General features: G+C 65.4%; 16 protein-coding genes and 1 pseudogene. 5 read left to right on the forward strand and 12 right to left on the reverse strand.

All coding sequences use genetic code 11. The features are described from left to right. Window positions 1–4: 4 nt before the first annotated feature. Window positions 5–1,144, reverse strand: a complete 1,140-nt coding sequence (locus ACH34Q_RS27325) for an LLM class flavin-dependent oxidoreductase (RefSeq protein ID WP_395985931.1) — start codon at window positions 1,142–1,144, stop codon at window positions 5–7. A 233-nt stretch (window positions 1,145–1,377) separates the two neighbouring features. Between ACH34Q_RS27325 and ACH34Q_RS27330 the strand changes: the two genes are divergently transcribed. Further along, entirely contained in the window at window positions 1,378–2,799 is a 1,422-nt protein-coding gene (locus ACH34Q_RS27330; RefSeq protein ID WP_395985932.1) for an amidase, read from the forward strand. Window positions 2,800–2,870: 71 nt separating this feature from the next. Here ACH34Q_RS27330 and ACH34Q_RS27335 read toward each other — a convergent pair whose 3' ends face one another. Next, a complete protein-coding gene (locus ACH34Q_RS27335) occupies window positions 2,871–3,674 on the reverse strand; it encodes an alpha/beta fold hydrolase (RefSeq protein WP_395985933.1) in 804 nt (267 codons plus the stop codon). A 681-nt stretch (window positions 3,675–4,355) separates the two neighbouring features. Continuing rightward, complete coding sequence (locus ACH34Q_RS27340) at window positions 4,356–4,835, reverse strand: RidA family protein (protein ID WP_395985934.1); 480 nt, start codon at window positions 4,833–4,835, stop codon at window positions 4,356–4,358. Window positions 4,836–5,047: 212 nt separating this feature from the next. Here ACH34Q_RS27340 and ACH34Q_RS27345 point away from each other — a divergent pair, with 212 nt between their 5' ends. After that, entirely contained in the window at window positions 5,048–6,007 is a 960-nt protein-coding gene (locus ACH34Q_RS27345) for a PDR/VanB family oxidoreductase (RefSeq protein ID WP_395985935.1), read from the forward strand. Between the two features lie 28 nt (window positions 6,008–6,035). Beyond that, window positions 6,036–7,241, forward strand: a complete 1,206-nt coding sequence (locus ACH34Q_RS27350; protein WP_395985936.1) for a flavin reductase — start codon at window positions 6,036–6,038, stop codon at window positions 7,239–7,241. Between the two features lie 224 nt (window positions 7,242–7,465). Here the strand turns inward: ACH34Q_RS27350 and ACH34Q_RS27355 are convergent. Next, window positions 7,466–7,720: pseudogene (locus tag ACH34Q_RS27355) on the reverse strand (DNA-processing protein DprA); the annotation flags it as partial. Between the two features lie 443 nt (window positions 7,721–8,163). Next, the gene (locus ACH34Q_RS27360) at window positions 8,164–8,997 is read right to left on the reverse strand and encodes a VOC family protein (RefSeq protein ID WP_395985937.1); all 834 of its coding nucleotides are present in this window, start codon (window positions 8,995–8,997) and stop codon (window positions 8,164–8,166) included. Window positions 8,998–10,504: 1,507 nt separating this feature from the next. Here ACH34Q_RS27360 and ACH34Q_RS27365 point away from each other — a divergent pair. Then, complete coding sequence (locus ACH34Q_RS27365) at window positions 10,505–11,326, forward strand: IclR family transcriptional regulator (protein WP_395985938.1); 822 nt, start codon at window positions 10,505–10,507, stop codon at window positions 11,324–11,326. Window positions 11,327–11,953: 627 nt separating this feature from the next. Here ACH34Q_RS27365 and ACH34Q_RS27370 read toward each other — a convergent pair. The 7 genes from ACH34Q_RS27370 to ACH34Q_RS27400 form a co-directional block, all read right to left on the reverse strand. After that, a complete protein-coding gene (locus ACH34Q_RS27370; protein WP_395985939.1) occupies window positions 11,954–13,096 on the reverse strand; it encodes a thiolase family protein in 1,143 nt (380 codons plus the stop codon). Window positions 13,097–13,133: 37 nt separating this feature from the next. Further along, entirely contained in the window at window positions 13,134–13,580 is a 447-nt protein-coding gene (locus ACH34Q_RS27375) for an OsmC family peroxiredoxin (protein ID WP_395985940.1), read from the reverse strand. A 22-nt stretch (window positions 13,581–13,602) separates the two neighbouring features. After that, a complete protein-coding gene (locus ACH34Q_RS27380) occupies window positions 13,603–14,376 on the reverse strand; it encodes an aspartate/glutamate racemase family protein (protein WP_395985941.1) in 774 nt (257 codons plus the stop codon). After that, window positions 14,373–15,923 carry an AMP-binding protein gene (locus ACH34Q_RS27385; RefSeq protein WP_395985942.1) on the reverse strand — a complete coding sequence of 517 codons (1,551 nt, stop codon included), beginning with the start codon at window positions 15,921–15,923 and terminating at the stop codon, window positions 14,373–14,375. The genes ACH34Q_RS27380 and ACH34Q_RS27385 overlap by 4 nt, the downstream gene beginning before the upstream one ends. Window positions 15,924–16,221: 298 nt before the next feature. Further along, window positions 16,222–16,683 (reverse strand): FAD-dependent monooxygenase, encoded by a 462-nt coding sequence (locus ACH34Q_RS27390; RefSeq protein ID WP_395985943.1) that lies wholly within the window; start codon window positions 16,681–16,683, stop codon window positions 16,222–16,224. Continuing rightward, window positions 16,680–16,880, reverse strand: a complete 201-nt coding sequence (locus ACH34Q_RS27395) for a hypothetical protein (protein ID WP_395985944.1) — start codon at window positions 16,878–16,880, stop codon at window positions 16,680–16,682. Before ACH34Q_RS27395 ends, ACH34Q_RS27390 begins: the two co-directional genes overlap by 4 nt. A 16-nt stretch (window positions 16,881–16,896) precedes the next feature. Beyond that, the gene (locus tag ACH34Q_RS27400) at window positions 16,897–17,964 is read right to left on the reverse strand and encodes an Ldh family oxidoreductase (protein ID WP_395985945.1); all 1,068 of its coding nucleotides are present in this window, start codon (window positions 17,962–17,964) and stop codon (window positions 16,897–16,899) included. Window positions 17,965–18,327: 363 nt separating this feature from the next. Between ACH34Q_RS27400 and ACH34Q_RS27405 the strand changes: the two genes are divergently transcribed. Beyond that, a complete protein-coding gene (locus ACH34Q_RS27405) occupies window positions 18,328–19,791 on the forward strand; it encodes an APC family permease (RefSeq protein ID WP_395985946.1) in 1,464 nt (487 codons plus the stop codon). Window positions 19,792–19,841 lie beyond the last annotated feature (50 nt).

The raw sequence follows: 19,841 nt of genomic DNA on the forward strand, positions 1-19,841 counted from the left end.
GTGATCAGAGCTGGAAGCTTTCGACGCCCTCGATGCCGACGCGTTCCAGGCAATTCGGCGGAATCGAGCCCTGGCGGGCCTTGAACTCGGGGATGACGTACTTGCCGACCATCTCGATGGCACGCATGGTGCGGGCGTGACCGAACCCGTCGAGCTTCAGCACGACCTCAGTCATGCCCATCTCCTCCAGCCGCTTGATCTTCTCAATGAAGTCGTCGGGGGTGCCGAGCATGAGCATCGGTGTGCTCTTCTCCACGTAGTCGAGGTCGTGGCCGTGCTTGTGCAGGTTCTCGGCGAGCTCACCCCAGTACTGGTAGCCCGGGGCGCCTGTCCCGGACAGCCCTTCGGCCAGCTCGATAACGTGGTTGATCAGGCCCAGGGAGTTCGCCCGGGCGTGGTCGAACGCCTCCTGGCGGGTGGCGGCGCAGTACGCCGGGAATGTGAACCCGCACAGCGCGTAGGTCGGCTCGTACAGACCACCGATCGGCTTGGCCTCGGCGAAGCCCTTCTTGTAGGCGTCGACGAGCTGCTGCTGAAACTCCCAGCCCATGAACGTATCAGCTGTCATACAGCCAAGGCCCAGCTTGCCAGCGACGGTGTGGCTCGCCGGACTAGTCGTGGTCATGTAGAACGGCAGGAGTGTCTTGCGCTCCAGCGGCGGGGTCACCGTCACCGGACCGACGTCGAAGAACTTCCCGTGGACCTCGACCTCGGGCTCCAGGAGCGAGCGGATGACAACTTCGAGCCATTCCTGCTGTTCCTCGCTGGTCGTCGCCGGGTTGACACCGAAGCCGCGCTGGTAGACAGCGTTGTTCGATCGCGCAGTCGCGACCTCGAGCCGGCCCGGAGCAAGAATGTCCTGGGTCGCGAACCGCTCCGCCGCACGGACCGGATGGTTGAATCCCAACGCGACACAGGCCATGTAGCGCAACTTGATGTTGCTCGTCCGCTCCGCCAGCGCGGTCAGGACGATCTCGGGCGCCGAGACGGCCCACTGGCCGTCCATGAAGTGCTGCTCGGAGGTACCCGCGAAGTCGAATCCCATCTCCTCGGCGAAGGTGAGCTCCTTGAGGACCTCACGCAGACGGACGCCGAAGGACATCCCCTTGTTGACCTGACTCTCGGAGATGATGCCGATCTTCATCGCGTGCTCACTTTCGTTGCCGTGGCTGACCGTGGGCCCGATCACACCATCTCGGCTTCGAAGGACACAGACGCTGGTTCGCTGGCCGGACCGATGGGTCTGAACAGTGCGTCCGCGGGTGCGACCTTGATGATGCACGCGGTGGGCTGGTCTGACCCCGATGCTGCGGAGCCTTCCCGCCGTGCACCAGATCACAACCAATCCACGGGCGTCCAACGAGGAGAACCCACCCAATGAATGCAGACGACATCGCTTGGGCCCAAGCCACGGAGCTTCGTGACCTCTTGGTTGCCGGCGACGTCTCCGTTGTCGAGGTCGCGACGGTCTTCGCCGACCGGATCGAGGCCCTGAACCCCCAGCTCAATGCCTATGTGTACTTCGACCGGTCCACGGTCCTCGCGGATGCAGCCGAACTCGATGCCCGCCGCGAGCGCGGTGAGAACCTGGGTCCCCTCCACGGCGTGCCCTATTCGATCAAGTGCCTCACAGATGTCGCGGGCTTGCCAGGTACGCTGGCACTGAAGCCCTTCGCCGACCGCGTGGCAGAACGCGACGAGGTCGTCGTGCGCCGCATGCGCGAGGCAGGCGGTCTATTCCTCGGACTGACCAACGCCCCCGAGGCCGGCTACTACGGCGGAACAAACAGCCACCTGTACGGCCCGACGCACAATCCGTGGGCACATGACCAGACTGCCGGTGGCTCAAGCGGCGGTGCCGCGGCTGCGGTCGCTGCCGGTCTGTCACCGCTCTCGCAGGGCACCGACGGAGGCGGGTCAGTGCGCATCCCGGCCTCCCTGTGCGGTGTCGTAGGGTTCAAGCCTTCGCTGGGCCGGATCCCTCAGCGGATCACCCTCTCCCGTGCGGCGACCAACCTCTTCCACGGGCCGCTGACCCGCACGGTCGACGACGCCGCGCTGATGTACGACGTCGTGACCGGCCCGGACTCCAGCGACTTCCTCAGCCTGCCCGCGGAGGCGCCGATCGCCTCGGCGATCCGACCGACCCCCGAGCGGCTGCGGATCGCCTACTCCCCCGACCTCGGCACCGGTTACCACATCGACCCCGAGGTCGCCTCGGTGGCGCGAGCGGCGGCGGAGGCCTTCTCCGAGCTGGGTGCCTCGGTGGTGGAGGCCACCCCGCCGTGGCACGACCTCGAGAAGGTGATGTGGGAGGGAGTCTGGGTTCCCGGCTACGCCGGTCTGCACGACGCCGCCGATTGGCGCAGCCTCCGTGGCGAGGTCGACGACAACCTCATCGAACTCGTGCTCGCCTCCGAAAAGCTCACCGAGGTGGACTTCGGTCGCGCCGACGTTGGGCGGGGAATGGCATACGACACCTTTGACACCTTCATGCAGGACTTCGACCTCCTGCTCTCACCCACGCTGACGAGCGCGGCATTCCCGCTCAGCCAGTTTGCGCCGTCGTGGGTCGGCCCATCGGTCCGCGAGCAGATCCTCGGCTGGCTGCTCACCTACCCGTTCAACATGCTGCCGATGCCAGCGATCAGTGTCCCGGCAGGATTCACCTCCGACGGCCGGCCGGTCGGCCTCCAGATCGCGGGTCGCCACCTCGCCGACGCCACCGTCCTGGCGGCCGCTCGGGCCTTCGAGACCGCTCGCCCATGGCAACAGCACCGTCCCCAGATGGCTGTCTGAGGCACCGCATACCACAATTCCGGAAGGGCGCTCCGATCCCGGGGCGCCCTTCCGGAATTGCCAAAGAGGTTCTATGCAACGACTCCGGCCAGGAACGCCAGAACGGCCTGGGCTACGTCCTCTGCACGTTCCTCTATTAGCGGCACGTGCCCGCCGACGATCTCCGACACCTGGACGGACTTTGCGTTCGGATACCCGTTCTGCAACCGCTCGGTGTGCGGGTAGGACACCGGGTCCTCTGTTGCAGCAACGATCAGGATCGGGCAGGTGACCAGGCCGACGCGCTCCTCCATCATGTAGCGGCTACATGCCAGGTGCCCGTTCTTCGGGTCGAGTCCCGGAGCGAGAGCGTCGCGGATGAACCGATTGAGGATGTCCGGACGGCCCACCGGGTAGGCCGGGTACCGGTCCTGCCAGAGCTGGACCAGGTGGCTGCCATCCTCCTGAGTAGTGGCGGTGTCCACCTTCGGCTCGCTCTCAGCCGCGCGGGTCGCCGCATCCATGTACTCACCGGCGGACAGAACCGCGGCGGTGACGCGCTCGGGCGCCCTTGAGGCGACCTCTGAGGCGACGAAGAAGCCGGTGTGATGGCCGAGGACCGCGAAATTCTCCAGCTGGAGAGCGTCGACCAGCGCCAGCACGCCCGTGGCGTACATCTCGATCGTCTGCGGCTCGGACGGATCGGGCTTGGCCGACATCCCGAAGCCGTACATGTCCATGGCGATGACCCTGCGCGAGGGCGCCAGCAGTGGAACCAACTCGGCGAACTCGTCAAGGGACCGTGGCGTCTGGTGCAGGAGGATGATCGGCTCTCCCTGGCCCGCTTCCACGTAGTGCAACTGCCCCAAGGGGGAGTCCGCATACCCGTACTTCATCTCAACACCTGTCATGGCTAATTTGTGTCCCCGACCTACTAGGAGTGGCGGCTGAGCGCCCAGTCTTGCTGAGCGGGCAGCCGACTCCGGAGCCTGTGGCCCGGTCAGTGAACCGACGTTCGCAGCTGCCGGCTGGCTCCAGGCGATGGCAAATGTCGTTAGTCGTACGCGGCATTCCGGTGCGACAGTAGATGATCAGGTGCCCGGACTTCTTGGAGACCAGTTCACCAGGCACTGTCGCGGCATCTCGGTGGTGAACGAAAGCACCGACACGGTCCGCGTCGACGTCATCGCCTCGTGATGCCACCGATGGCTCGGTTCCGCTAGCGGCGCAACGATGGTGCCACTGATCCGGACCGTCTCCGGCGAGTCCGTGCCCCTGACATCGCATTTGCGAATCGCAAGGAAGTCTCTCATGCGAGCCGAGGCACCGAGCATGACCTCAATGTTTTGCTCCGATAACCGTCCGGCGGTCGACCCGAAAATTCGGGGCCTCGTAGCCGGCCGCGAACGACCCCACACTAATCGCCTCCACCCAGCCGATGTCAGTGCCATCACCTCCTTCGCGGGCTTTATCCGAGCGATGTCGCGACTGGGCCCCCTCGTCAAACAAGTTCCCTGAATCAAGCTCCAGGCCCCGGCATCGACCTTGCAGCTCTACATCTTGCATCGCAACGGTCGCTATGACTCGACGAGCTCTCGGCTAGCGCCACGAACCGCCACGGCTTCGAGTTCCACCTTCATGTCAGGAGAAGCGAGGACGACGTCGGCAACCAGCGCCGCGGCCGCAGGCGGAGCGTCGCCGAAGGCATCCGACACCGCCGCGGTGAGTGCATCGATGTCGTTGATGTCGACCAGATAAGGACTGATGCAGACGACCTCATCCAGCCCCGACCCCTCGCGCTTGAGTAGATTCTCAATGTTCGCGATGGTCTGGCGCGCTTGCTCCGCCGCGCTCTCACCGATAGTCCCGTCCTCCCTGTGGCCGCCGATCCCAGAGACGAAGATGACTCGCTCATTGGCAAGTGTGAGCGCGGCCGGATGGGGAGTGCTCCGAGGACGGAACGACTTCCAGACTGACAACTGCTGACCTCTTTCATGGGCGGTCGCCGAACGCGACGGCGACGAGCGACTCGGCACGAAGTCTGGCGTGTTCGGCATGGCCGAACCGTAGCGACGACACCCGAATGGCACCACAAGTAACTGGAACGGTTCGGGTCCACGGTCCGGTGAGCGGTCCGCGCCTTCGCTTCGTCGGCGTGCCTGTCGGAACATGTTGTGATCCGGCTCACCACATCAGGAGACAGCGACATGAACGGCACCCTGACGCTACCTACGGACAGCGGCATCGCCGCGGACAGGGAGTATGTGCGGTGAGCGACGCGCTGCTGGTGGAAGTCGCAGAGGTCATTGCCGAGACTCCCGCGATCCGGTCCCTGAGGCTCAAGAAGCTCGATGGGACGCCGTTCTCGCCGTTCCCGGCAGGTGCTCATATCGACGTGACAGGACCGACGGGCGTGCTGCGACAGTACTCCGTTGCAAGTGACCCGAGCGATCAGTCCTCCATTGTGATAGCTGTCAAGCGTGAAGCGTTGTCCCGAGGTGGCTCGGAGGCCTTGCACCAGGTCTCTGTAGGGGACCATCTCAGAATCGGGAGACCTCGCAACCTGATATGTATCGCCGACGACGCGGACAGGCATCTCCTGGTCGCCGGGGGCATCGGCGTCACCCCGCTGCTCAGCATGGCCTACGAACTCCACAGCCGCGGGGCCGATTTCGAGCTGCACTACTTTGCCCGATCGCGGGACGACGTCGCCTTCGCTGACCTGCTTGAGCAGCGTGCGGAGTTTCGCGACAAGGTCACTCTGCATATCGGTCGGCCTCGTGAAGAGCACACGAGCGTTCTGACGCCGCTGACCACGACCCTTACCGCACACAGCTATGTGTACACCTGCGGCCCCGACGGCTTTATGGCCCAGGTCACGAACGTCTTCGCACCAGTCGTAGGTGCCGACCACGTCCACATCGAGCACTTCGTAGCGGAAGACATCGATACCACTGCTGATCGCGCCTTCACGGTCGAGCTCGCGTCTGGAGAGATCTTCGAGATCCCGCCAGACCGCTCGATCCTGTCAGTGCTCGAGGAGAACGGAATCGAGGTCTTCAAGTCGTGTCAAGAGGGGATCTGCGGATCCTGCGTCTCAGGCATCCTCGAGGGCAAAGCAGATCACCGCGACAGCTGCCTGTCGGCCGCAGACAAGGCGGCAGGCAACGAGATCGCACTCTGCGTGTCCCGCGCGCTCTCCGACAAGCTCAAGATCGAGCTCTACTAACCGGTCCCCACCGAGGGAAGGAGTCCCAATGACAATTGAGACCGGGCGGAACGCCACCCAGTCAACCAGCGCCTCTTCACCAAAGTCGGACTGGCGCACGGTTCTGGGACAGTATCCCACGGGAATCACGATCCTCACCAGCATCGATCAGGCCGGGGGCCCGGTCGGGATGATCGTCGGCACCTTCAACTCGGTGTCGGTGGACCCGCCGCTGGTCGGCTTCTTCGCGCAGAGGACCTCGACGACGTTCCCCCACATCGAGAGAAGCGGTCGGTTCCGCGCATCCGTCCTCGGAGCAGGACACGAGAGCCTCTGCCGCGACTTCTTCGCGTCGCCAGTCAGGGACCGCTTCACAGGGGACATCTGGGACTACGACGAGCACGGCATCCCTCGGCTCAAGGATGCTGTGGCCTGGTTCGACGCCACCATTCACAGCATCTTGCCCGCGGGCGACCATGTCATGGCACTCGGGGAAGTGAGCAACCTCGGTCTGGGTCCGCGGACCGGCGGGATGCCACTGCTGTTCCTTAACGGCGGCTACGGCTCCTTCACAATCCCGCGAATGGAGTTCAATCTGGACGACTTGGGCGGACGCCTACGCCATGCCACCGTACTCGGGGACGCCGTGGAACAGCTGGCGACCGATCTCGGCGTCGAGTGTTCTTTGTCGACCGTCGTCCGCGATGAGGTCGTCGTCCTCACCGCTGCCGACGCGCGATCGCCTCACGTCGGCATGTGCTTCCCCTTCGCGGCCCCAATGGCACCGGCGTTCGCCGCGTGGTGCACCCCTGACCTTCGCCACACGTGGGTCGAGAATGCGCGTCACCTCATAGGCCGTGTCGACACCGAACTCATCGAGGACACCCTGGCCCTGGTCCGGGAGAACGGATACTCAATCTCATTTGGCCACACGATGAGTGAACACTTCGACGCCGTTGTCTCATCGGCGCACCATGACCGCGCCGTGCTCGCACCGTTGTGGGAGGCGCTTACAACCGAGTACGCCGGATACCGCCGACACCCCGAGCCCGCGGAGCACGCAACCCTGATCCAGGTTCCGGTGTTCGGTGACGACCGATGTGTCGCTCTTGAACTCGTTGTGAGCGGGTTCGGTCCACGCACTCCTCGTAACCGCTTCCGTGAGATCGTCGCCGGCTCCCTCCACTGCAGTGCCCGGTTGACCGCCATGATTGGTGGCAGCGCGCCGCAGGACTACGCGCCCTCCCTACCGTGACAGACAACTGCGTGCCGATCGCATCGCGTGCCCGGCGGCACGGTCGCTACCTGGCGACCTTCCGTGCTCGTTCGCGGAGGTTCCTTGATCACTCCCGCCTTCTTCGCCCGACTGCACGAACTGCGCGCCGTCCGGTCCGGATAGCGGAGCGCTGGGGCGCGGGGCCTGCACGGCCGCGGAGATGGTGATGTCCGGTAAGTATGTCCTTCGCATTCGTGACCTGGTCACCTCGCTGAGGCGCAGCAGCAATGCACGCCGGCGGAGGCCACGCTGGTGATGGAGTCGGGCATGCCGATGACGGGCCGGTCGAGGATGCTAGACCAGTGGGCAGTGTTCATCGCTCCACTGCGGACGACTCCCTCGACGAGCACGGTCCCGTCCGACAACGCCGCCGCAATGCGGTTCCTGGCGAAGAAGCGGATCCAAGTGGAGGATGCCGGGTGGCCCTTCGGAGACGCCAGGCCGCGTTGCGCGATGGTGTCGCGGAGTTGGCGCGTGCACGGCCGGGTAGGTACGGTCGGCGCCGCAGGGAGGGATTAGAAGACGACCAGCGTCGCGCGCCAGGCTTTGCTTGACAGGCCGTCATCTATGCCCGCGCTCACGCTCTCAACGACCAGATACTCGCACCCCGCACCGAAGTGCCCTTCGCCGGTTCCGGGCACCCGACTGCGTAGGCTGCCTTCACTTGATGGGCTACCGGTAGAACAGCCAGGTCAGTGCCGGCTGGCCCGGCGCGCCATTGATGGCCGCCCTCATGGTCGACCTGCTCGTCACGATCGTAAGGGAAGGCGGGCCCACCAGCTGGGCTAATGCGGGTGGACACCAAGCTTGCTACCAGCGAGCATCCTGGGGTTCACACTCGTTCTGCCTTTACATTCAGGGCAGCGAGTAGTAAATCTGCGCCCCATTGCGCAGACCTGCGTCAGGGAGCCAACTGCACGATGGCCAGGCTCGCACCGGTCGGGTCCGTCAGGCGGGCGAACCGGCCAGACGCGATGTCGGTCGGCGGCAGCCGGACTTTTCCGCCCAGCTCGGCCGCGCGGTTGGCCGACGCGTCGCAATCAGCCACGGCGAAGAAGGGCGACCAGTGTGCCGGGTAGTCGGACGGCCACCGTTCGTCCATCTCCAGCATGCCGATCATCAGCCGGTCGCCGACCTGGCCGTCGGCATAGGCGGCACTGTGACAGGATCGATCAGTGAAGGTCCAGCCGAAAACCTGGCCGTAAAAGCGCTTGGCCTGCTTAATGTCCCGGCAGGATAGTTCGCCCCAGCACATTGTGGCGGGCTCTCCTGTCCAACTGATGCCCGCCAGCGTGTAAGGCTCGGAGAAGCCGAAATCTACGCCCTCCGGGTCGGCCACCAATCCTGCGCGGCCCATGTTGCCGAGATCGATCTCCTCAGCGAGCACGAGACCGCCTGCCGCTCGCGCCCGCGTAACGGCGTCCCCCACATCGCTGACCAAGAAGTAGCAGGTCCACGACGCCCGCTCGGTGTCGTCGGCCAGCGCCTGCAGGCTACCTACCTCGGCTCCCTGCGGCCCGCCCAGCATCCACACGATGTCGTCCCCGACCTTGTCGGATGTGATGGTGTAGTGGTCCCATCCAAACAGCCCTCCGTAGAACGTCATCGACGCCCTGATGTCCGGGCTGTGTAGCATGAGCCAGTTCGGCTCTCCCGGGGCTTCCGGGGATATATCAGCCATCATTTCCCCTTTCCCGACATACTCCAAGCTACGATCGACAATGCCACTCGACATGAAATAATCGGAATCAAATTCGCCAAGTTAAGGCAAAATAAACACCAAAGCATCGTTGATCATTTTTGATACGCAAGAACTAGCAATCTCCCATGCCGAAAAAATGGTTCCACAGAAGCGTGGACGGCTACTGGACCGTATTCTCAGCCCAGTTCTGCCCTGCTACGCCGGCACCGGGCCCAGCCCGCGGGGCGGCACGCCGTCCGATCAAAGCCGAAGCGGCTAGGTCGGTCACCAACCGTGCGTGCCGACGCTGGAATCGATTCGGCATCCGAGCGCTCCTCGACCGGGTGGGCCGGCTCCCCCGAGTTCTGAGACCGACGCGCTTCTCGCCCGCCGCCCGGTTTCGGCGTCCTTGCCGCCCCTATGCCGAAAGTCAGGGCCAGCGTGACGGCGCTGGTCTGCGCCGCGTCCTGCTACTCCGCGCAGGTCACGCAGCCCACCACATAACCGAGCAGCTCGGCCGGGTGCGCGGCCACCTGGTGTGCCGCCGGAAGGACACCGCATCTGGCCCTTCGGGTTGCTCCCCGAAGGGGTGAGCTGTGCTGCAACTGGAACGGGCGATGCTCAATCCTCGACTTTGCCATGACTGGAGAGGACAGTGCTGCAGACCGAGGATCTCCGCACTGCCCTCACACGAGTTCGCAGGTCACAAAACTGTCCTGATCTGAGATAGAGACCTCGGGAGCACAGGATGAGAACACTCATCCTATGAGCCGGTGACAAGAGGCGGGCTCGCGTCTTGACGAGCGATGCGAAGCACGGTCCCCATTTGGCTGCCTAGGCTCCGAGGGTCCACGAGAATAGGACTCACCCTCGCGGGCGCCACCTTGGTCTTGCTCGCATCGGCCCCAGATTCGACCGTCGTCGACACGCGGTAATCGTCGAGCGAGTGGGGTCTAGGGCAGAAGGATGATCGGCTCGCCGGCCCCGCCTCCGCGAAGTGCAGGTGCCCCGGAGGGGCGTCGGCGTACCCGTAACAGACGGTGATGTCAGACATAGTGTCTCCTATTGAGATCGCACGTTTCGCAGCGCTGCGCGGGCGCGCATGAATCCGCGTTCGACACCTGGCTCGGCACACCAAGCGTCCGAGAACTGGCGGTTGCGCCGAAACTGCGGTGGCTGGCAGTCACCAGCCTGCAAAGACTGTGGCGGACGGCACAATCGCGCGGCTCGTTTGACTGGACCACACTGCCCTCCAACCAGCGGTTTCATCGCAATGTTCGGCTCTGGCGAGCACCTGGGGGGCTGTGAGCCATGCTTCGGCGGCCAGGGGTAGTGCGGTTCGCGGCGGTACGAGCGCGAGTTGACTAATGCCTGCCCTCTGTGGACTCCGGGTGCGAGGTCAGAACCGGCTCGCCCACGGTCCCCGACGCACCCATGTCCGGATCTTGCTCACCGACGGGTCCTTACGGACACGCCACATTTGATCAACGGACAGTGATGACAATTCCGGGACGGGCGTGCAAAACTGGGGTTACTTAACCGAGAACGGGCAGGGGACGTCATGCCCTACACAGACGACGAGTTCGAGGACGAGGCCACCGGTCCGCGTCCCTCGGTACTCGCCAAGACCCACCAATTGCTGGCCGCCTTCACGCACGAGACAGCCACCCTCGGGCTCACCGAGCTGAGTCGGAGGTCAGGTGTCCCGAAGGCGACAACCCACCGCTTGGCGGTTGAACTGGTGGAGCTCGGCTACCTGACGCGCACTGCGAAGGGTTATCAGCTTGGCTGGCGTATCTTCGAGCTCGGTCAGCTGGTTCCGGGTCCCGCTAATCTGCGCAACGTCGCGCGTCCTGTCCTCATGGATCTGCGCGCAGCCATGAGGGCCGCTATCCATCTCGCCGTCCCGCAGGGGTTCGACTGCGTCTACCTCGAACGGCTCGTCGGGCGCCGTGAGATGGGCATCGTCACTGCCGTGGACGCTTGTGTCCCAAGCTGGCTCACCGCCTCTGGCCGCCTGTTCCTCGCCCACAGCGATCCACAGGCGCTGACACACCTCAACCGCGAAGCTCTCACCGCGCTCGGAGTCAGCCACCACTCCGAGTTGCGTGCCCCGTTCGCCCAGCTCCGCGAGCAACGCTATGTCGAGGAGCGCCAGCAGTGCCTCTCCGGCTTCAAGACGATCTCGGTGCCGGTGACACACGGCAGCAGCAATCGCGTAGTCGCAGCTGTCTCGGTGACGAGGCCGATGGAGCGCAAGGACGACCAACAGGTTCTCCATGCGCTTTGGGCCACCGCGAGCGACATCAGCCGTCGTCTGCCTGCGGCGACCGGCACCTCACGGGCGGGAGCAACGTCGCAACATTCCAGAGCAGCGGTCTGACCGAGGGGTCTATTCACCGAACCGACGGCGACAGATCGCCCGTACTCAACCTCCGGTCATTGATCTGAGGGTGCGACTTGAGCCGACTTCCTGGATTGGCGGCCTCTACCCTGCGGAGGGCAGAGGCCGCCAATCATCTCCTGCGGGAAGCACCGCAAGGCTTCCTCGCATAGCCGGAGCGTCGGCTTCGACGCTACGAGATCTCGTGCCGACCTCGCCCGTCATGGACTTGCTCAAGCGGCAGGTACCGATCCATGGCAGAGGTATCCTCTAGCCTGATCGGCTCTCGGAGGGCCATGTGCGGTCCGTGTCAGCCGGTGGGAAGCGGGTCGGGCGCCGGGACCCACGCCATACCCTCCAACTCCTGGGTCGAGCAGAGGGGCAACCGATCACCCGGCAGGGAACCGAGGGGCACCGAGGCCACCATCCTTACTCCCTGGCTGTGGACCGTGGCAACACCCCGCGGAAGTCCTGGCGGCTCCGTAACGTCCTCCACTTCGCACTCGGTCACTCGGCCAGGGATCCAGCCATCCGAGCCACAGGCCGGGCACAGCACCCGGTTGGGGAACCATGCTGCGGCACAGCCTGCGCATCGGAGGATGTCGACACCGTGCTGTTCGTCTGTCATCAGTCCACCCTTCGCAGCGACACTGCGTTCGAGCAGGCCCCATAGCGGTAGAGGACCATTCCGTAGCCTGCCACCACGGCCGTGCGCGCGTCCTTCACCTGTCCGTCGCCGCGTCGGTGCAGGAGCTGATTCACGGCCTCAACCAGGAAGTGCATGCCGCCGGCTGCGCCTGCCTGCCCCGCCGAGAGTTGGCCTCCCGAGGTGTTCACCGGCAGCAGAGCGTCCTTGAGCTGGTGGTTAAGAAAGCGCTCCAGATCCGCGTCCACGACGAACCCCAGATCCACGAGCTGCTCGATCACCATCACGGGGTAGTCGTCGTACACGCCGACCAGGTCGACATCTTGAGGGCCAATTCCAGCCGCCTCCCAGAACTCGTCGCGAACCGCGGCAAGTGCCGTCACCAATCCGCTCCCCACCTGGTGATCAGGGTTGTGGCCCGCCTTAATCGCGGTGACCTCGACCCTGGGGCCTTGCGTCCTACCTGGGTCTGCCTGAACGAGGATGGCATCGGCGCCAGAGACGATGGGCACACAGTCGAAGATGCGCAGCGGGGGGCTCACCACGCGGGCGGTGAGGTAGTCCTCAAGGGTCAGCGGGGCACGGTAGGCCGCCCCGGGGTTGGTCGCGGCCCAGCGGCGCTGGGCGAGCGCAACCTGTGCGTAGTCCGCCTCGGACAGGCCCGTGCTTTCCATGTGCCTGCGAGTGAGCATGGCGAACAGCGGGTTCGGCCCCCCGAGCCCGAGCGGAGCCAGATGCTCCTGGGTGACCCGGTTGTAGCTGGCGTTGAGGCTGCGCAGATTCTGCTTGTTCATGCAGTCGCCGGCGACGAGCACGATCACCGAAGCGTCGCCGGCCTCGACCGCACGGACGGCGTGCTGGAGCAAGTTGATCCCACTCGCGCCGCCGAGGGGATCCTGCATCAACCAGTGTGGACTGATTCCGAGCTTCCAGGCCACATCAATGACGTGGTCAGGGTGGATCGTGAAACTGCTGACCCCCAATCCGTCCACGTCATGCAGAGAGAGACCGGCCTCCCGGAGAACGCCGAGCACCGCCTGGGCGAGCAGGCCCTGTGTACCGACCGACACGTCGGGATGCCGCTCGTACGGCGTCTCGTACGCCGCGGTGATCACCGCACGCATTTTCCCTCCTTTCGGTCATCGGCCCAGCTTCGACCGTTCACCGCACGACCATGCCGGACACCTCTACTGCGCCACTGGCTCGCACCAGCGCCGAGAAGGGGCAGCGCCGGTCCGCCGCGTCGAGCTTGCCCTGGAACCAGTCCGCCTCGACCGCTTGGTCGAAGCGTGCCTCCACCGTCAGTGCGCTGTGGGTGATGCGGCGCCCGTCCGGTGTGGGGCCAAGGGTCACCTCGGCGCTCACCTCGATCCGCGCGGGAACGGCCTTTCCCTGGGTCAGCTCACTGTTGAGGGCCATCGCGAAGCAGCCTGCGTGGGCGGCCGCGAGCAGTTCTTCTGGATCGGTGTGCTCCGGCTTCTCAGCGGTGCGGCTGGCGAACGTGTAGACGAGGTCGGTGAAGGCGCCGCTCTCGGCGCTCAACTGGCCGTGCCCGGTGTCGAGCGCTCCCTGCCAGACGGCGTGAGCGGTGCGCTGGATGCTGCTCATGTCTCTCCTCTTTAACGTGGTTTCAGATTGATTCCGGACGCAGGGTCCGGAAGTCGTCCAGAACTGTCTGGTCGGCTCTGGCGAACGGCCCGCGGCGCCCAGGCTGGATATGGTGGGAGCCGAGGTGCGCCCACATCTCCGCGGTTCCCAGAGCCGCGCCGATCGGGTCCAGCACTGCCGCACCATCCAGGTCCGGGAGCAGTTCCGTGCGCCACAGGAGCAGCGCCGGGAGCCCGCCAGCGGGGATGATCACTTCCGCACCGGCCTCGACCAGGCGCATGGCCTCCTCTCGGAACTGCTTCACCACAAGGGCCAGGGATTCTTCTTCTCCCTCAAAGGCCCGAAAATAGGTCTGCGCGGTGGTCTCCATGGCGCGCACCCCGGCAAACCGGGCTTGGATCCCGTACCGCTCGACCTGCTGGCGGTGGTACCACGAGAACCCGGGGTGGATGGTGACCAGGCCGAACGCTTCTCCGAGCATCATGGCCTGGTGCATGGAGGACTCGCCGAGTCCGGCGACCGGGATGTCGAGGGCGCTGCGCAGCTCGTGCAATCCGCCATCCTGAAAGTGGCCGATCACGACCGCGTCGTAACCGCGCTGGGGGGCATCGAGGTTCTGCCGCACGACCTGGTAGCCGCACCGGGCCTCCGACAGGCGGTGAACGGTGTCGTCGGCTGGCGACAGGCCCTCGACCTCCACGGTCGTTCCCGCCTTGGCCAGGCTGGTCAAGTACTCATGAAGGGCGGCGTGGTACTTCGATCCGGGAGTGGTAAAGCTCTGCCACAAGATCTTCACGCCTGCACCGTCCTCTCGGCCACGGCCCCGGTCTCGCGGTCCCAGGCGGCCGTGGTGCCCTGGTCGCGTAGCACCTGCTTGCGGACCTTGCCCTGCGGGGTCAGCGGGAGAGCATCCATCACTCGCACGAAGCGGGGAACGGCGAACGCCGCGAGCCGTTCCCGGCACCAGGCGACGACGTCATGAGCAGCGAGTTCGTGACCGGGCTCCACGACCACGGCCACGGCGACCTCGTCCTCTCCGAGCGAGGAAGGCAAGGCGTACGCCGCGACCTGGCTGACGCCCGGGTGGGATCCGATGGCCTGTTCCACGTCGTGGCTCGAGATGTTCTCGCCACGGCGGCGGATCGAGTCACCCATCCGGTCGACGAAACGAAACCATCCGTCCTCGGATCTGACGACCTGGTCACCGGTGTGCAGCCACAGATTCCGCCGGGCGGCCACCGTCTTTGCGGGCTCCTTGAAGTAGCCGGCGGCGAAGGCGAACGGCTCCGTGGCCCGCAATACCAGTTCGCCGGACTCGCCGTCGGGGACAGGGATGTCGTCCTCATCGACCACCCGTGCTTCGAACCCTGCGCGACAGGGACCGATCCATCCCGGCCGCGTTCCGCCGGGCTCACTGCCGATTACCGCGTTGGTCTCGGTGGAACCGTAGGAGTCGATCAGTTCGATGCCGAAGCGCTCCCGGAACTGCCGCGCGCTTTCGGGGCCGGTGCCGGGGGCGAGGGCACGGGTGACCCGGTGGGTCCTGTCGCTCGGGGTCTCAGGCTTGGCCAGCACCATGTTGACCATGGCGCCTAGCAGATAGGTCACGGTGGCGTCGGCCTCCGTGAGCCGCTCCCCCAGCCTCGACGCGGAGAATTTGGGGCCGACCAGCATGGTCGCACCGTGGTGGAGTGCCTGGAAGAACGTCCCGATCGCGTTGACATGAAATAGCGGCAGACAGGTGTAGAGAACCTCGCTTGCAGACAGACGTAACTGGTCGCCGACGTTGCGCCCCCAAGCGAGGAACTGCGCGTGGGGGCACTCCACGCCCTTCGCCGGTCCGGTGGTGCCCGAGGTGAACAGGATCGCGGCGATATCGCCCGGGCGGCTCGCTGTGGGATCGCAGGCGCCAGCGATGGATCCATCGAGGAGATCGCTGGTACCGAGCCGCTCGGCCAGGCCTTCGCCTCCACTCGAGCCCAGGACGCAGGTCTCCGGCCGGTTTTCTCCCACCGCGTCCTTGAGGACACGGTCGGTTGTCACGTCGACGATCACGAGTCTCGGCTCGCAACGTAGAACCTGGTGTCGCAGCGCCTCGCCCCGCAACGCCGAGTTCACCGGGACGGCGACAGCGCCCAGCCACGCGCAGCCCACGATCAGGTCGAGGATCTCCACTCGGTTGTCCGCCATCACTACCACCCGATCGCCGCGTCCGATGCCGGCCTCGGCCAGCGCAGTTGCGGTCTGTCTGGCGACCGTGCACATTCCGGTGAAGCTGCGCTCGGCGTCGTCGAAGCGCACCAGGGACTTCTCCCCGTGCTCCTCCGCGGCCCGCAGCAGCAACGCCGGGATGCTCCTCGGGTGGAGCCCTCGGGCATCACTCACTGCCATACCTCTCCTGACCTCGTTCTGATTGATCCTGTGTGGACCGCGCCGGGCAGCCAAGGAATCGGTCCGGTGTACGGATCGCCGCACGCTGAAAGGTGGGACAAGCCCCGTCAACCGCGCCGGGGTTCACGTGCTGCTAGCGGCCCTCCGCCACACCTCACGACCGCCAAGGAGGTCGAGGGCGTTGGCCTCGGCCCGGCGGCCACGAGCGTGCCGCCCGGCCGATGACGAGCGCGAGCTCGGCTTCGTAGTTTCACTCGCCGGAAATCGCGGGATCGTAGTTGATGTCGTCCGTCGGGCCGATCACCGTGCCCGGTGCCTTGGTGAAGAACGTCGGATGCTTCGCACCGCTCGTCGAGAGCACCTGGAGAATCGGCTCGAGCTCGTGCTGGGGAATATTGATGACGAAGGGGAACCGGGTGTCCTCGGTGAGCTCACCGGTCCAGACGCTAAGGGTCCGCTGGTTGGTAGCCCGGGCGGGTTCGCCGATCTCTTCGATGCGCAGTGACTGTGCCAGGACATCGTCCACGACGCCGTACCGGTCCAGAACCTCCAGGGTCCTGGTGATGATCGTGCCCGCTTTGGTGTCGATCGACAGGCGCCGGTCTTCCTCGAACACCAACGCCGAGACACCGTAATGCTGCAGGCCGAGAGCGGGGATGAGCCCAATCGGACCCGCACCAACGATCACCACCGGCAGGATGCACGCAGTCACTGGGTGGGTCCTTTGTCGAAATGGCTCCCCGAGAACGCGCGTTCGCGAATGAGCACTGAGCCGGTCATGGTCGCGACGTCCGACAGCAAGAACAGCAGCGGGCCAACGACGTCCTCCGGCGTGCCGATGCCTGTGGTGCGCAGCCAGTGCTCACGCTCACCGCAGCACCAACTGCTGCCACGACCACGCTGCCGCAAGCATCGAAGCTCGCCCTCACGCGCCCACCTCCTGAGTTGGCGCGGGGAAGGTCAGTTCCACGCCCAGCTCGGTGGAGAGCCGTTCCAGGTCCGCCAGGGTTGACCTTTGAACCCTGAGCCCGGACTTGGCCGCCTCTGCCGCCCGCTCCTCCTCGATTTGGCCGGGAAGGTAGATCCGCTCGACCCCTGGAGCACTTGCGGAGCCGGTCACCTGGCGGCACAGTTCCTCTACCCGCTCACCGAACTCGGCGTCGTCGGAGAAGGCGCGGACGTCGAGCGCGAGGAAGAACTGGGCCGAGTCGTTCGGTCGGGACAAATCGGCGTACAGCCCTTGCACTTTCTTGCCGAAAGCCCCTCCTGACAGCACGCCGGTGAGTACGTCGACGACCAACGCCAGCCCGAACCCTTTCGGTCCCGCCATCGGCAGCAGCAGCCCCTCCAGGGCCTGCGCAGCATCGGTCGTGGGCCGGCCGAGAACGTCAGTGGCCCAAGAATCGGGAATCGGCTGTCCGCTCGCAGCGGCGAGCCTAATCTTGCCGAGCGCTGCGGCCGACAGCGCCATGTCCAGGATCAACGGCTCGCCCTCGGACCGAGGGACGGCGAAGGCGATCGGGTTGTTCCCCACCACGGCCTCGGCACCACCCCACGCGGGCATGAGCGGCCGGGTGTTAGCGGCGGCCAGCCCGATGCAATCCTTGTCTGCGGCCTGTGCCGCGTAGCGGAACGCGCTCCCAAAGTGGAAGGCCCGACGCACCGCAACGGCGCCTACCCCGTACTCCTGGGCCTTGGCAATGGCCAGCCCCATCGCCTGGTCTCCGGTCAGTTGACCGAGGGCATGCTGACCGTCAAGCACGGCAACGGCACCCAGGTCGACCACAGCCTCCGCTTCGGTGGCCAGGCTGACCGACCCGGCGCGAAGCCGACCGACGTACATCGGCAGCAGCATCACACCGTGCGACGGCACCCCACGCAGGTCGGCATCGACGAGTGACGCGGCAACGGTCCGGGCAGCGGACTCCGGGACACCCGTCGCCTCGATCAGCCGGGCCGCCGACTCGCGCAACCACCTCGGGTCCAACTCCACAACGCCAGTGGACTTCGACACTCGTCTTCCTCTCCCTCGGTCGCTGTACTCGCAACCTAGGAGAGGCCCAGAACGCCACCAAGCGAACGGATCACCTGGCGGACCGCAGTGCTGAAACGGTGCGGAATCGACGTGATACAAGCACCCGGACTGCTACCTGGCTTCGACAGATGCCCCAAGGTATCTCCGCACCTGGTCCACAGAGCGAACCGCGATCTTCCCGACCAGCTCAAGTGCTGGGACGTTCTCGCGCAAACACCAACGACGTCGCTTCGACCAGGGCCGACGAGTTCTCCGCCCGCTAACCACGCCGGACGGCAGGCATGGGCACATGGTGGCCTGCTCGTGTACCGAGGAGTGCAGATGACTGAACGTGTAGATCCATACGCCCAGAGCCACGCCCTACCACCAGACGCTCCGCCGGATCACCTCAGGAAGGGGACCCTCAAAACGGTCCACGTCGTCGGTCTGGTGATCGCAGCCGCCGCCCCGCTCTCGGTCGTAACGGCTCTCGTACCGCTGGCGATCCTGCTCGGCAACGGGGTGGGAACCCCCGGAGCGGTCTTCCTAGTCGCGATCGTGCTGGCACTCTTCTCGATCGGCTTCGTCCGGGTCGTGCCCCACATCCAGAACGCAGGTGCCTTCTACGCCTACATCTCCCAGTCGCTCGGGAAACCGGTCGGCCTGGCCTCCGCGTACGTCCTGGTGCTGGCATATCTGGCGCTGGGGGGCTCGGTCGCCGCAGGTTTCGGCTACTTCGGGGCCGATCTGATCGAGCGGCTCATCGGGATCGACGTCCACTGGCTCGTAATCTCGATCCTCGGTGCCTTCCTGGCATCTGTCCTCGCCGTCCTCGGTATCGATCTCTCGGCGCGCGTCGTGGTGGTCATCCTGCTCCTCGAGGGGCTAATCGTCGCCGTCGTCAACATCGCGATCGTCGTCCAAGCCGGGCTGGGCGCGTTCTCCCTGGATGCGATCAGTCCCAGTCATGTATTCAGCGGCTCCCCCGGCGTCGCCGTGGTCTACGTCTTCACGTTCTTCCTGGGCTTCGAGGCGACTGCCATCTACTCCGAGGAGACCGCGAACCCGCGCCGGACCGTTCCACGAGCCACCTACTACGTGATCGCCATCATTGCCCTCTTCGACGGGCTGACCGCCTGGTGCCTCATCGCGGGCGCCGGATTCGACAAGGCGGTCGGTCTTGTGGCACAGGAGCCGGGCGCCTTCATGTTCACGCTCACCGAGCAGTACGTCGGCTCTGCCTGGGCCGACCTCGTCAGCATCATGGTCGTGGTCAGCATCTTCGCCGGGATCCTCGCGTTCCAGAACGCAGCAGCCCGCTACTTCTTCGCCTTGGCCAGGGACGGAGTACTGCCGCGGGTTCTGACGACGACATACCGGCGAACCGGCACTCCGGCCGCCGGCCTGGTCCTCACCGGCCTGATCTTCGGGTTCACCTGCGTGGCCTACGGCGCCGCCGGACTCGATCCGCTGCTGGACCTGTCGACGTCGCTCATCGGCCTGGGGGCGCTGGGGCTGCTCGCGATGCTGACCTTGACATCGCTGTCAGTGGCGATCTTCTTCTACCGTCAAGGACAAATCACCGTCGCTCACGTGGGAATTCCCGTGCTGGCCGCCCTGCTGCTGGGGGCCTGCACAGCGGCCGTGCTTCATAACTACTCGGCACTGAGCGGCTCCAATTCCTGGGTGATCAACGGTATGCCTCTGATCTTCCTGCCGGTCGCGTTGGTCGGTGTTGGAGTCGCGCTCTGGCTGCGCGGCCGGGACCGGCAGCGCTATGACGTAATGGGATCCTCACGCGTGTGACGCCACCATCATCTCGCCCATGACGGGCCGGTTGCCCCATATTTTTGGGC

It is taken from the genome of Actinomadura sp. 9N407 (genome assembly GCF_044326315.1).
Taxonomy (GTDB): domain Bacteria; phylum Actinomycetota; class Actinomycetes; order Streptosporangiales; family Streptosporangiaceae; genus Spirillospora.